This is a genomic window from Pseudomonas fluorescens (genome assembly GCF_001708445.1).
GTDB lineage: Bacteria > Pseudomonadota > Gammaproteobacteria > Pseudomonadales > Pseudomonadaceae > Aquipseudomonas > Aquipseudomonas gorinensis.
Genome location: NZ_CP015637.1, coordinates 6,424,000 through 6,437,507, shown reverse-complemented (window position 1 = coordinate 6,437,507; position 13,508 = coordinate 6,424,000). Strand labels below are relative to the sequence as shown.

The window sequence follows — 13,508 nt, the reverse complement described above, 5'->3', positions numbered from 1 at the left end:
TCATGGCTAGCATATTGATCACCGGTGTAAGCACCGGTATCGGCAACGCCCTGGCACGCTATCACCTGGCCAGGGGCGACGAGGTGCTCGCGGTGTCACGAAATCCTGCGGCCAATATCCCGCCACAGGAGCACTTCCACTTTATGCGGTGCGATTTGACCGATATCGAGCGCGCACCGGCAATCTTGCAGACGTTACTATCGCGCACCCCTGCCCCGGTAGAGACCGTCTACCTGAATGCGGGACGGTTCGGCGGCGCGCCCCAACTGGCCACGCAGACCTCGATGCAGGAGTTCAATAGCGTCTTGGCGCTCAACCTGGGCGCCGTAAAAATGGTCCTGGATATTATGCTGAGTGCGACGCCGCCCCCCAGTACCGTGGTCTTCTCATCATCGATTTCGGCACTGCGCCAACGTGCGGGGATGCTCTCATATTCCGTATCCAAGGCAGCGTTGAATGCTCTGGCAAAAATCTATCAATTGGAAAACCCACACACATTCTTTGCAGTTCTGGGGCTCTGCAACGTCCAGACGACTGTGGCGCGGACCATCATGGCGGCGGATGAACGTTTCAGCGATCTTGTCGCGCTGCGGCAACGAGCGGCAGTTCCCGGCTACATCGTCGACGCCGACTCCCGCGCTGGGCATATTGTCCAGGTTTTGGCCGAGCGCCATCGTAATGGACTGAAATCGGGAGAGTTCCAAGAAATTCGCGACTTGCTGAACCAACCACTCAAGGAGGAGACCCGCAATGACCCAATCCACACATGAGAAAATCGTACGCGTTGGCGCTATATACGACATTCTTGCAATGGCCCCATTCGCCTTGCCGATGGTGTCCGTCTGGGCCTATTCAATGATCCAATGGGTCGATCAACAACTGGGCTTCAACAGCCGCTTCTCGACGCTCGACCCCACGGCCATGTTCCTGCTCAACATCGGCGCCTGGGCATACCTTGTGTGGGGCTTTGTGCGTTGGCGAGCCCCCACACGCGAACATGCCCGTCTCAGCGCCTTGCTGCGCGTGATCGTAGTGGTACTGCAGGTATTGGCCGTCAGCGGTGGCGCTTCGCCTTTCTTGCTGGTGCTGGGTGTCGTTCAACTGTTGCTGGCGGTACTGGAGTTTTCCCACAGATTATTCGAGCGCAACGTCGCTAAACCCACCCGAGAAGGGGCCCGTTCTTACTGATGGTTGGCGCCGATGCCGAGTTGACCCAGTTGCCGAGATTTCACCGATCGGTCAATCCCGGGGTCGGCATCAACACGACAATCCTGTTGGAACCGAGAACGGCCTGGACTGCTCAGGCCGTTTTTTAAAATGCTCCACGTGGAACATCGTGATTTTCAGCGTTGAGTCGCCGGCGCCACACTCTCCAACCGATACCCATACCCATAGATGGTCAACAGCTGCCAACCCCGGTCGGCCGTCAGGCCAAGCTTGTTACGCAGCCGATAGATATGCGTATCCAACGGTCTTGAAGAGACCATTTCCTCATGGCTCCAGAACCGCTCATAGAGGTACTCTCGGGAAAGCGGCCGTGCCAGATTGGCAAACAAGCAACTGGCCAATCGGTACTCGCGTTCGGTCAGGTTGATTGGTTTGCCCGCACGGGTAACAGTGAGTTCGGCGTCATCGAAGGTCAGGTCGTTGAAGCTTTGTACTTCGTTGTTCGCGGACTTCTGAAAACCATGCCGACGCAAAACGGCGGTGACTCGCGCTTTGAGCTCATTGGGTCGAAAGGGTTTGCTGACGTAATCATCGGCGCCGCTGTTGAGCGCAGTGACAATATCGCTCTCGGCATCACGGCTGGTCAGCATGATGACCGCGGGGGGCGCTTCCATGTGTTCGCGTGTCCAGCGCAGTATCGCGATGCCACTGATATCAGGCAATTGCCAGTCGAGTATCAGCAGGTCAAAGGTTTCGCGGCGCAGTTGGCGCAGCAGGTCTTCACCGCGTTCGAAGCAATGCAGAGACCAGGGCTGTTCCGTGATACTGGGGATTTGTCGCAGTGTCTGTTCCACCCGCCGCAGTTCAGCGGGTTCGTCATCCAGTATTGCGACACGCATGTCGAAGGTCCTTTCTTCTAATATTAGGCAGCCGACGGCCTTGGATATATGGCACATACTGCACAGTTGCCGGCCTCTGAATCTGAAGAATTGTGGTCAGATTCAACGCCCCCTTGGAACTCTCGGTACGCTGATATCAAAGGGCCGTTAAGCCATTGAAAGTCCTCGATACCCAGGTGGGAAAGATACCGGCTCCCGATCGTAAGTAAAAGGATCAGCCGACAGGTACGCTGCCGCCAACACCTGCGCGTTGATGTCAGATGCCTTCTGGAACCCATACCTTAATGAGCACCATGACCCTCTCTCCCCGCGCGACGCGCCGTACCCTCCCCGCCCTGTTGATCCTGGTAGCTTCGGCCAGCGCCGGTGCCAAGACGCGTCCCCCCTACCTCGATGATGATTTTCTTTGCCGTGCGCAACCTTTGCCGGCCGTCGTCCAGCATGTCACCGGGGATGCCTGGAAACTCGACCCGCGAGGCAAGGCAATGCCTTTGCAGGAAGGCATGACCATCGATGAGCAGGAGGGTGTGAAGACATCGGCGTCGGCGTTTGTCAGCCTGTCGTTGGGGGATGGCTCGCGGCTGGTGCTGCCCTCCAGTTCCCAGGTGCGCTTGCGCCTGGTCGAGAAGCGGTCGATTCCGCAGGTCATACTCGAACAAGGCCAGGTTGAAGCGTATGTGATCAAGCGAGCCAGTGATTACGACCGGTTCCAGATCATCACCCCTGTCGGTGTGTTGGGTGTGCGAGGCACGCACTTTCGAGTACGTGATGACGGTGAACAGTCCATGCTGGAGGTGCTTGATGGTCAGGTGGCGGTCAATCGCGCCCTGAAAACCGCGCCTGCCGAAGCAGAGGTCAAGGTCGATGGCCGGCAAGGCCTGCTGTTCAAGCAACAAGGTGATCTTCACCCCGTTGAGTTACTGTCCGCGCCCAGGCTTATCGGCCAGGATGGGCAGAAAGGTGATGCGCCGGTCTGGCGTTTGTACCTGCGACCGTTGCCCGGTGCCCGGCGGTATCGCGCCCAAGTGGCGACTGATAAAGCCTTTATGAACATCCAGCAGGAAAACTTTTCCAGTGAGCCGAAAATGAGCTTCACTGGGCTCAAGGCATCGTTCTATCACGTTCGTGTATCGGCGTATGACGAGCATGGCCTGGAAGGAGAAACCGGGGTCTATGACATCTTCTACTACCCGCCCGCCACGCAGGCGCAGGCTTCCGGTGGCTGACCAATGATGTTCTGGCGCAAGGCCGAGAAACGCCAACCCACCCATGCCCAACGCCTGTTCCACGGGTTGGTCCGCGAGTGGTTGTGGATCGGTTTACTGTTGCTGCCGATCACGGCCTATCTGTCCTTGAGCCCCGGCCTCGCCCTGAACAATCCGTTGTATGACAGCCTGCGCCGTCTTACCCCCTTACCCGTTGACCCACGCATCTTGCTGGTAACAATTGATGACGCGAGCTTGAAAAAGCTCGGCCAATGGCCCTGGCCACGCAGCTTGCACGCCGACTTGATCGATCGCCTGAGTGCCGCGCAACCGGCAGGCATTCTGTTTGATGTGATCTTCAGCGAGCCCGGCAACGCTGCCAACGACAAACGCCTGGCCGAGGCAGTGTGCAACGCGGGGAATGTGCTGTTGCCACTGGTGCGCGAGGGCACCGCCAGCTACAGCGAGCCAGGGGAGCAGATGCTGCCGCTGCTCAAATGCGCCAAGGGCGTTGGGCATATTAATGTTGAGGCGGACAGCGACGGCGTGGTGCGCAGCCTGTACATGCGTGAAGGACCGCCTGCAGCCACCGCCGCGCAGTTGGCGTGGTTGGCGTACCAGTTGAGCGGCGAAGCCCAGGCCATGCCGGGGGAGCCCCAGGATTCAAGTGCTCAAACCTGGCATCGCGAGCACGCCATCCGTATCCCTTTCATCGCGCCGCACACTCATTTTCCCAGCGTGTCCTACGTCAGCGTATTACATGGTGAAGTCCCTTCCGAACTGCTACGTAATCGCCTGATCCTGGTGGGGGCTACCGCTTCGGGGATGGGTGACCGGTTCGTTACACCCCTCTCCTCCACCGTGGGCACGACCGCGGGGGTGGAGATCCAGGCCAACGTGCTCAATGGCTTGCTGCAAGGGCGCAGCATTGTCGATCTGCCTGGCTGGTTGGCGGCAACGATGGCGACGTTCCTGGTGGCGTTGTTGCTCGGCCTGCTGCTGTACCGGCCGCGCTATGCATTGTGGATGACGTTGGGCTGCATGGCGGTTGCGCTGCTCGGTTCCTGGGCGTTGTTACGCCTGGGGCACTGGTGGTCGCCGGCGGCCTGCCTGATTGGCCTGCTGTTGAGTTACCTGATCTGGAATTGGCGCCGCTTGAGTGTGATCCTCGCCTATTTCGGCTGGGAACTGGCGCGGCTGGATAACGAACCCAAAGTACTGCCCGAACGCCGTCGCGCGCCGGCCAGCAAGGGGGATGTGTTGCAGGCGCGTATCTTCGCCCTTGAGCAAGCTGTCGGTCGTACGCGGGACACTCGCCGCTTTATGGCCGATGGCCTGGAGTGCCTGCCGGTGGCGACGCTGATCACCGACCCCAAAGGCAACATCCTGCTGGCTAACCGCATCGCCCGCGATGTGTTCGGTAATGACCTGGTCAGCGAAAACCTTCTCGAACAACTCGCTGACCTGGGGTATCCACCGTTGCATAACGGCGTGCGACCCGCGCTTGCGGCGCTCGAACTCGTCGAGTTCCGCGACATTCATCAACGCAGCCTGCGAATGGAACTTGCGCCGCTGTTGCCCGCCGACGGTGACGTCGCACTCGGATGGCTACTGAGCCTGACAGACCTGAGTAAGGAACGTGAGGCCCAGCAGCACCGCGAGACGATGCTGCGCTTCCTCTCTCACGACTTGCGCGCACCCCACTCGGCGATCCTCGCGCTGTTGGATGTGCACAATGGTGAGTCGCCCGTATTCGCCCAGATCGAGCAACAGGTTCGACGTGCCTTGAGCCTCACCGAGTCCTTCGTGCAATTGGCCAAGGCGGAAGCTGACGGCTACCAATTCCAGCCGACGCTGTTCGCCATGCTGGTGATGGATGCCTTCGACCAGGTGGCGCTGATTGCGCAGCTCAAGGGCATTCACTTGGTCCATGACCTCGACGAGGCGGACGAAGGCATGGTTTCAGCCGATCAATCGTTGCTCACGCGTTCGTTGTTCAACGTGCTGGAGAATGCGATCAAGTATTCCCCGTCCGGTACCACGGTAAGGTTGAGACACAGCAGCGCACAAGGCTGGTTGGAATGCCGCATCAGCGACCAGGGCCCGGGGATTGCCGCTGAAGATTTACCCGAGCTGTTCAGCCAGTATCGGCGCTTCGAGTCCGCTCAAGGCAGTGAAGGTCTTGGATTGGGGCTGACCATGGTCAAGGCCGTTGTAGAGCGCCATGGTGGCCTTATCAGGTGTGAAAGTGTGGTAGGCAAAGGCACCACATTCAGCCTGCAACTGCCCTTGTTGGAAGACTGACCCACGTACTATTCGGCTGTGTATAAAAAACCGGTCTCAAGGACCGGTTTTTTACTGCGCAAAAAACTTATGCACGTTTTTATGGATTTTATGATGCGGGGAAATATGTAATTAAATCAGGTTGTTAGACGGTAAAAATGCCAATTTGCCAACAATCCGTACACAGGTTATCCACAGAACCTCAAATCACCGGCGTCTCGACCACCACCGGCTCCGGTGGCAGCGAACCCATGGCGCGTTGCTGGGCTTCGTTCCACGCGGCAGCGCGGTCATTCAGCGCGGCAATGGCCCGCGGCCCTTCCCCCTCGGCGTACATCGGTTCGCCAATCACCACAGTGATAGTGCCAGCACGCTTGGCCCAACCGGTCTTTGGCCAGAACTTGCCGGCGTTGTGGGCAATGGGCAACACAGGCAGGTGGGCATTGACCGCCAACGCGGTGCCGCCCCGGGAGAACTTGCCGACGGTACCGTAGGGCACGCGTGTACCTTCCGGAAAGATCAGCACCCACACACCGTCCTTGAGCAACTCATCACCCTTCTTGGCCACGTGCTTGAGTGCGGCCTTGGGGTTGTCACGGTCGATGGCGATCGGCCGCAACATGGCCATGGCCCAGCCGAAGAACGGCACGTACAGCAGTTCACGCTTGAGCACCTGGCTCAAAGGCGAGAAGTACGCCGACAGGAAGAACGTCTCCCAGGTGCTCTGGTGGTTCGACAGAATCACGCAAGGCTGGTCCGGGACGTTTTCCGCGCCCTTGACCTCGAAACGGATGTTCAGGAACACCTTGGTCAGCCACAACGCACAGCGGCACCAATAGACGTTGATGAAGCGATAGCGCGCTTTGAACGGCAGGAAGGGCGCGATAAAAAAGCTCAGGGTGCACCAGAGAAACGAGCTGGTGCCCAACAGCAGGTAAAAGAAGAAGGTTCTGATGGCCTGCAAAATCGACATGGCGGCATTTACCGTTGCGGGACAACGCCCGCCTGTTAAAAGCGCACTCCCGAACAGTCCTTGGTCAGGAAGTCGAGGGCGGCTAGTTGTTGATAAGTTCTGCGGCAACCGCCGCCAGATCGTCAAAAATCAAGGTGCCTACCGGCAGGTTTTTCGCCTGGGTCTTTTCGCCTTTCCCGGTCTTAACCAAAACTGGCTGAGAGTCGACGGCTTTGGCCGCCTCCAGGTCACCGAGGCTGTCCCCGACGAACCATAGCCCAGCCAGGGGCACGTTGTAATGTTCTGCAATGGTTTTCAGCATGCCAGGCTTGGGTTTGCGGCAATCGCAGCCCTCATCCGGCCCGTGGGGGCAGTACACCACCAGCCCCACCTCACCGCCCTGCTCGGCCACCAATGTGCGCAAGCGCGCGTGCATGGCGTCCAGTGTGGCGATGTCGTAATAGCCGCGGGCGATGCCGGACTGGTTGGTGGCAATGGCCACCGTCCAGCCGGCTTTGCTCAACTGCGCGATGGCCTCGATCGAACCGGGCAATGGAATCCATTCCGCCACCGACTTGATGTAAGCGTCGGAGTCGTAATTGATGACTCCGTCCCGATCGAGAATCAGCAGTTTCAACATGATCAGCCCAGTACGGAAATGTCAGCGATGTTGATGAACAGGCCGCGCAGACGCGCCAGCATGGCGTAGCGGTTTTTCCGCACGCCAGCATCTTCGGCATTGATCATCACCGCTTCGAAGAACGCGTCCACCGGCTCACGCAAGGTGGCCAGGCGTGCCAGGGCTTCGGCGTAGTTACGTTCGGCGATCAGCGGCTTCACCGCGTTTTCGGCCTTGGCGATAGCCGAGTTCAACGAAAACTCCTTGGCATCGGCGAACAGGCCAGGGTCGACATCGGCGTTGCCCAGGCCTTCGGCCTTGCTCAGCAGGTTCGATACACGCTTGTTCACGGCGGCCAGGGCATCGGCTTCCGGCAGCTTGCGGAACGCTTGTACGGCCTGTACGCGCTGGTCGAAGTCCAGCGCCGAACCTGGTTGCAGGGCACGTACCGACAGATACACCGAAACGTCCACGCCTTCGTCTTCGTAACGCGCACGCAGGCGGTCGAATACGAATTCGAGTACCTGTTCAGCCAGGCCGGTTTGCTTGACCTTGCCACCAAACTGGCCGACAGCGAACACCACGGCCTGGGTCAGGTCGAGGTCGAGCTTCTTGTCGATCAGGATCCGTAGCACGCCCAGCGCCGCCCGGCGCAAGGCATAGGGGTCTTTGCTGCCAGTAGGCAGCATGCCGATACCGAAGATACCCACCAGGGTGTCGAGTTTGTCGGCGATGGCCACGGCCGCACCGGTCAGGGTGGTCGGCAACTCGGCGCCAGCACCGCGCGGCATGTACTGCTCGTTCAGTGCCAGGGCGACATCGTCCGGCTCGCCGTCATTGAGGGCGTAGTAGTAACCGGCAACGCCTTGCATCTCCGGAAACTCGCCCACCATCTCGGTGGCCAGGTCGCACTTGGACAGCAGGCCGGCACGCGCGGCCCATGCCGCGTCACCCCCAATGCGCGGGGCAATGTAGGCCGCCAGCTTGGAAACCCGTACGGCTTTGTCGTAGACGCTGCCGAGTTTTTCCTGGAACACCACGTTTTGCAGGCGCAGGTTGAAGTCTTCGAGCTTCTGCTTCTTGTCTTGCTTGAAGAAGAACTCGGCGTCGGTCAGGCGCGGGCGCACGACTTTCTCGTTACCGGCGATGATCTGCTGCGGGTCCTTGCTCTCGATGTTGGCCACGGTGATAAAGCGCGGCAACAATTTGCCGTCCACGTCCAGCAGGCAGAAGTACTTCTGGTTGTCCTGCATGGTGGTGATCAGCGCTTCCTGCGGCACGTCGAGGAAGCGTTCCTCGAACGAGCACACCAGCGGCACCGGCCATTCAACCAGGGCGGTCACTTCGTCGAGCAGGTTTGGCGGCACGATGGCAGTACCTTCCTGCAGGCGGGCCAGCTCTTCGGTGCGCTTGCTGATCAGCTCGCGACGCTCATTGGCATCCGCCAGCACGTACGCTGCACGCAGGTCATCAAGGTAGTTGGCCGGCGCGGTGATACGTACGCTTTGCGGGTGGTGGAAGCGGTGACCACGGGAATCGCGGCCGGCTTTCTGGGCAAGGATGGTGCAGTCGATGACCTGGTCACCGAGCAGCATCACCAGCCACTGGGTCGGGCGCACGAACTCTTCCTTGCGTGCCCCCCAGCGCATGCGCTTAGGGATCGGCAGGTCGTTGAGGGAGTCTTCAACGATCGTCGGCAACAGGCTGGCGGTCGGCTTGCCCTTGATGACCTGGCTGAAACGCAGTTTCGGGCCGCTCTGGTCGATCTCGCTCAGCTCGACGCCACACTTCTTGGCGAAGCCCAGTGCGGCTTGCGTCGGGTTGCCTTCGGCGTCGAAAGCCGCCTGGCGTGGCGGGCCGTCGAGGTTGATGCTGCGGTCCGGCTGCTGGGTTTCCAGCGCGGTCAGCAACACGGCCAGGCGACGTGGCGCGGCGTAGACTTTTTTCGCGGCAAACTTCAGGCCGGCGGTCTGCAGGCCCTTTTCGATACCGGCCAGGAACGCATCGGCCAGGGTGTTCAATGCCTTGGGTGGCAGCTCTTCGGTGCCCAGTTCAACCAGGAAATCTTGAGCACTCATTGTGCAGCCTCCAGCTTAGCCAACACTTCATCACGCAGGTCCGGGGTTGCCATCGGGAAGCCCAGCTTGGCGCGTGCCAGCAGGTAGGCTTGGGCGACGGAACGCGCCAGGGTGCGTACACGCAGGATGTATTGCTGACGCGCGGTTACCGAGATGGCACGGCGGGCGTCCAGCAGGTTGAAGGTATGGGAGGCCTTCAACACCATTTCATAACTCGGCAACGGCAGCGGCTGATCCAGTTCGATCAGGCGCTTGGCTTCGCTTTCATAGAAGTCGAACAGTTCGAACAGCTTCTCGACGTTGGCGTGTTCGAAGTTATAGGTCGACTGCTCCACTTCGTTCTGGTGGAACACATCGCCGTAAGTCACTTTGCCGAACGGGCCGTCAGCCCACACCAGGTCGTAGACCGAGTCCACGCCTTGCAGGTACATGGCCAGGCGTTCAAGACCGTAGGTGATCTCGCCGGTCACCGGGTAGCACTCGATGCCGCCCGCTTGCTGGAAGTAGGTGAACTGCGTCACTTCCATGCCGTTGAGCCAGACTTCCCAGCCCAGGCCCCAGGCGCCCAGGGTTGGCGACTCCCAGTTGTCTTCGACGAAACGGATGTCGTGGACCAGCGGGTCCAGGCCGACATGTTTCAGCGAGCCCAGGTACAGCTCCTGGAAGTTGTCCGGGTTCGGCTTCAGTACCACCTGGAACTGGTAGTAGTGCTGCAGACGGTTCGGGTTCTCGCCGTAGCGGCCGTCAGTCGGGCGACGACTGGGCTGCACATAAGCGGCGTTCCAGGTTTCCGGGCCGATGGCCCGCAGGAAGGTAGCGGTGTGGAAAGTGCCGGCGCCTACTTCCATATCGTAGGGCTGAAGTACCACACAACCTTGCTCGGCCCAGTATTGCTGGAGGGCGAGGATCAAGTCTTGGAAGGTACGCACGGCTGGCGTAGGCTGGCTCACGAAATTCACCTGTTACTTGGGCTGCGATTTAAAGAGCGGGAGTATACCCGATTCGGCCGCGCCACCATCCCCTGGAGCCTTATGCCACGCTGCTTTTGGTGTTCTGAAGATCCGCTGTACATGGCTTATCACGATCAGGAGTGGGGAACGCCGCTGCGCGACGCGCAGGGTTTGTTCGAGTTGCTTTTGCTCGAAGGGTTCCAGGCGGGCCTTTCCTGGATCACCGTTTTACGCAAACGCGAGCATTATCGAAAGGTCTTGTTCGGTTTTGATGCGCAGCGGTTGGCGCGCCTGACCGACGCTGAGATCGAAGCGTTGATGCTCGACCCAGGCATTGTGCGCAATCGCTTGAAGCTCAACGCGACCCGCCGAAATGCCGCGGCCTGGCTGGCGCTGGAGGACCCCGTGGGATTGCTCTGGTCGTTTGTCGGCGGCGTGCCCAAGATCAATCATTTCAAGGACCGCAGCGAAGTCCCGGCGATTACGCCGGAGGCTGAGGCCATGAGCCGTGCCCTGAAAAAAGCCGGTTTCACCTTTGTCGGCCCGACCATTTGCTACGCGTTCATGCAGGCTTCAGGCATGGTCATGGACCACACCCAGGACTGTGACCGTTACGCGGACCTGGCCAACGCCGGTTAGAATGCGCGCTTTGCGCACTACACACGATCAGGAGTGACCTGTGGAAAAGTTTAAAGGCGCCTTGCTGGTAGGCGCTCTTCGGTTGTTTGCCCTGCTGCCTTGGCGCGCGGTGCAAGCCGTGGGTTCGGCCATTGGCTGGATCATGTGGAAAACCCCCAACCGCTCCCGCGACACGGTGCGGATCAACCTCTCCAAGTGCTTCCCGGACATGGACCCGGCCGAACGCGAGCGCCTGGTGGGCCGCAGCCTGATGGACATCGGCAAGTCCTTGACCGAAAGCGCCTGCGCCTGGATCTGGCCGGCGCAGCGTTCCATCGACCTGGTGCGCGAGGTCGAGGGCCTGGAAGTGCTGCATGAAGCCCTGGCCTCAGGCAAAGGCGTGGTCGGTATCACCAGCCACCTGGGCAATTGGGAAGTGTTGAACCATTTCTATTGCAGCCAGTGCAAACCGATCATTTTCTACCGCCCGCCCAAGCTCAAGGCCGTGGACGACTTATTACGCAAGCAGCGCGTGCAACTGGGTAACCGCGTGGCCGCCTCCACCAAGGAAGGTATCCTCAGTGTGATCAAGGAAGTGCGCAAAGGTGGCCAGGTGGGCATCCCCGCCGACCCTGAACCGGCGGAATCCGCCGGGATCTTCGTGCCGTTCTTCGCTACGCAGGCGCTGACCAGCAAGTTCGTGCCGAACATGCTCGCCGGCCATAAGGCCGTCGGTGTGTTCCTGCATGCGCTGCGCCTGCCGGATGGCTCGGGCTACAAAGTGATTCTGGAAGCGGCGCCGGAAGACATGTACAGCACCGACACTGCTACGTCCTGCGCGGCGATGAGCAAGGTGGTGGAGCGTTACGTCGGCGCCTACCCAAGCCAGTACATGTGGAGCATGAAACGCTTCAAGAAACGCCCGCCGGGTGAGGCGCGGTGGTACTGACCCAGCGCTGACCCAAGGCCAATACAAAACCAAATGTGGGAGGGGGTAAGCCCCCTCCCACATTTGAGTTCCGCTCAAGCCTGGCGGTCGAGTTTTTTCAGGAATACCGCCATCTCTTTTTCGGCCTGTTTGTCGCCATGGGCCTGTGCCGCTTCAATGCCCTTCTCCCAGGCCTGTCGTGCAGCCGGATGATTGCCCAATCCGGCGTAAGACTTGCCCAGCAGCTTCCACGCAGCTGAATACTTCGGATCGAACTCGACACACTTGTGCAAATGCTCCGCCGCCTTGGCGTTGTCCTTCAAGTCCAGATAGCCCTTGCCCAGCCCAAAGCGCAGCAGCGCGTTATCCACACCCTTGGCGAGCATTTTTTCCAGGGATTCGAGCATGTCGGTCACTCCGGTTAATCAGAAAAAGCTCAACCCCACGTGGAACAGCTTCTCCACATCGCGGATATGTTTCTTATCCACCAGGAACAGGATCACATGGTCCCCGGTGGCGATCATCGTGTCGTCGTGGGCGATGATCACTTCTTCATCCCGAATGATCGCGCCAATGGTCGTGCCCGGTGGCAGGCCGATATCCCGAATGGCTTTGCCAATCACTTTGCTCGACTTCGAATCACCGTGGGCAATCGCCTCGATGGCTTCCGCGGCGCCTCGGCGCAGGGAGTGCACGCTGACGATATCGCCACGGCGCACATGGGCAAGCAAGGTGCCGATAGTGGCCAGCTGCGGGCTGATAGCGATGTCGATATCGCCGCCCTGGATCAGGTCGACGTAGGCCGGGTTGTTGATGATGGTCATCACCTTCTTGGCCCCCAGCCTTTTGGCCAGCAGTGAAGACATGATGTTGGCTTCATCATCGTTGGTCAGGGCCAGGAAGATATCGGCGTCGGCAATGTTTTCTTCCATCAACAGGTCGCGGTCCGAGGCGCTGCCTTGCAGGACCACGGTGCTGTCGAGGGTGTCGGACAAATGCCGGCAGCGTGCCGGGCTCATCTCGATGATTTTTACCTGGTAGCGGCTCTCGATCGCCTCGGCCAAGCGCTCGCCGATCTGCCCGCCACCGGCGATGACGATGCGTTTATACGTCTCGTCGAGCCGACGCATTTCGCTCATCACCGCACGAATATTGGCTTTGGCGGCGATGAAGAAAACTTCGTCATCGGCTTCGATCACCGTATCGCCTTGGGGCAGGATCGGCCGGTCACGGCGGAAAATCGCCGCCACGCGGGTTTCCACATTCGGCATGTGTTCGCGCAGCTGGCGCAGTTGCTGGCCCACCAGCGGGCCACCGTAGTAAGCCTTCACCGCGACCAGTTGCGCCTTGCCGTCGGCGAAGTCGATCACCTGCAAGGCGCCAGGAATTTCGATCAGGCGCTTGATGTAGTGAGTCACCACTTGTTCGGGGCTGATCAACACGTCCACCGGGATCGCATCATTGTCGAACAGGCCGGCGCGGGTCAGGTACGCAGCTTCGCGAACACGGGCGATCTTGGTCGGGGTATGGAACAGGGTGTGGGCGACCTGGCAGGCGACCATATTGGTCTCGTCGCTGTTGGTGACGGCGACCAGCATGTCGGCATCGTCGGCACCCGCCTGACGCAGCACCGTAGGAAACGATGCACGGCCCTGCACAGTACGAATATCCAGGCGGTCGCCCAGGTTACGCAGGCGCTCGGCATCGGTGTCGACCACGGTGATGTCGTTGGCTTCGCTGGCCAAGTGTTCGGCCAACGTGCCACCGACCTGCCCTGCCCCGAGGATGATGATTTTCATCCGGTCACTC

At 59.9% G+C, this 13,508-nt stretch carries 13 protein-coding genes; 6 read left to right on the top strand and 7 right to left on the bottom strand.

Features of this window, described 5'->3' with window-relative positions; genetic code table 11:
* Positions 1 to 2: 2 nt before the first annotated feature.
* Both A7317_RS28885 and A7317_RS28880 read left to right on the top strand, forming a co-directional pair.
* Complete coding sequence (locus tag A7317_RS28885) at positions 3 to 770, top strand: SDR family NAD(P)-dependent oxidoreductase (protein ID WP_024072556.1); 768 nt, start codon at positions 3 to 5, stop codon at positions 768 to 770.
* Complete coding sequence (locus tag A7317_RS28880; protein ID WP_024072557.1) at positions 751 to 1,188, top strand: hypothetical protein; 438 nt, start codon at positions 751 to 753, stop codon at positions 1,186 to 1,188. The genes A7317_RS28885 and A7317_RS28880 overlap by 20 nt, the downstream gene beginning before the upstream one ends.
* 155 nt (positions 1,189 to 1,343) lie before the next feature.
* On the opposite strand, the gene A7317_RS28875 is transcribed toward A7317_RS28880, so the two are convergent.
* Positions 1,344 to 2,066 carry a response regulator transcription factor gene (locus A7317_RS28875; RefSeq protein ID WP_024072558.1) on the bottom strand — a complete coding sequence of 241 codons (723 nt, stop codon included), beginning with the start codon at positions 2,064 to 2,066 and terminating at the stop codon, positions 1,344 to 1,346.
* Positions 2,067 to 2,359: 293 nt separating this feature from the next.
* Between A7317_RS28875 and A7317_RS28870 the strand changes: the two genes are divergently transcribed.
* Complete coding sequence (locus A7317_RS28870; protein ID WP_223817836.1) at positions 2,360 to 3,292, top strand: FecR family protein; 933 nt, start codon at positions 2,360 to 2,362, stop codon at positions 3,290 to 3,292.
* Between the two features lie 3 nt (positions 3,293 to 3,295).
* A complete protein-coding gene (locus tag A7317_RS28865; RefSeq protein ID WP_024072560.1) occupies positions 3,296 to 5,575 on the top strand; it encodes a CHASE2 domain-containing protein in 2,280 nt (759 codons plus the stop codon).
* A gap of 181 nt (positions 5,576 to 5,756) precedes the next feature.
* On the opposite strand, the gene A7317_RS28860 is transcribed toward A7317_RS28865, so the two are convergent.
* From A7317_RS28860 to glyQ, 4 genes are all read right to left on the bottom strand, one after another.
* A complete protein-coding gene (locus tag A7317_RS28860) occupies positions 5,757 to 6,527 on the bottom strand; it encodes a lysophospholipid acyltransferase family protein (protein WP_024072561.1) in 771 nt (256 codons plus the stop codon).
* Between the two features lie 82 nt (positions 6,528 to 6,609).
* A complete protein-coding gene (gmhB, locus tag A7317_RS28855) occupies positions 6,610 to 7,149 on the bottom strand; it encodes a D-glycero-beta-D-manno-heptose 1,7-bisphosphate 7-phosphatase (protein WP_172831391.1) in 540 nt (179 codons plus the stop codon).
* A complete protein-coding gene (gene glyS, locus A7317_RS28850) occupies positions 7,149 to 9,203 on the bottom strand; it encodes a glycine--tRNA ligase subunit beta (RefSeq protein ID WP_024072563.1) in 2,055 nt (684 codons plus the stop codon). Before glyS ends, gmhB begins: the two co-directional genes overlap by 1 nt.
* Positions 9,200 to 10,153 (bottom strand): glycine--tRNA ligase subunit alpha, encoded by a 954-nt coding sequence (gene glyQ, locus A7317_RS28845; protein WP_003213601.1) that lies wholly within the window; start codon positions 10,151 to 10,153, stop codon positions 9,200 to 9,202. Before glyQ ends, glyS begins: the two co-directional genes overlap by 4 nt.
* A gap of 81 nt (positions 10,154 to 10,234) precedes the next feature.
* Here glyQ and A7317_RS28840 point away from each other — a divergent pair, with 81 nt between their 5' ends.
* Positions 10,235 to 10,792 carry a DNA-3-methyladenine glycosylase I gene (locus A7317_RS28840; RefSeq protein ID WP_024072564.1) on the top strand — a complete coding sequence of 186 codons (558 nt, stop codon included), beginning with the start codon at positions 10,235 to 10,237 and terminating at the stop codon, positions 10,790 to 10,792.
* Between the two features lie 40 nt (positions 10,793 to 10,832).
* Positions 10,833 to 11,720 carry a lysophospholipid acyltransferase gene (locus tag A7317_RS28835; RefSeq protein WP_017848962.1) on the top strand — a complete coding sequence of 296 codons (888 nt, stop codon included), beginning with the start codon at positions 10,833 to 10,835 and terminating at the stop codon, positions 11,718 to 11,720.
* 74 nt (positions 11,721 to 11,794) lie between these two features.
* On the opposite strand, the gene A7317_RS28830 is transcribed toward A7317_RS28835, so the two are convergent.
* Positions 11,795 to 12,106: a tetratricopeptide repeat protein gene (locus A7317_RS28830; protein WP_024072566.1), complete on the bottom strand. Its 312-nt coding sequence runs from the start codon at positions 12,104 to 12,106 to the stop codon at positions 11,795 to 11,797.
* An 18-nt stretch (positions 12,107 to 12,124) separates the two neighbouring features.
* Positions 12,125 to 13,498 carry a Trk system potassium transporter TrkA gene (gene trkA / locus A7317_RS28825; RefSeq protein ID WP_024072567.1) on the bottom strand — a complete coding sequence of 458 codons (1,374 nt, stop codon included), beginning with the start codon at positions 13,496 to 13,498 and terminating at the stop codon, positions 12,125 to 12,127.
* Positions 13,499 to 13,508: the final 10 nt, after the last annotated feature.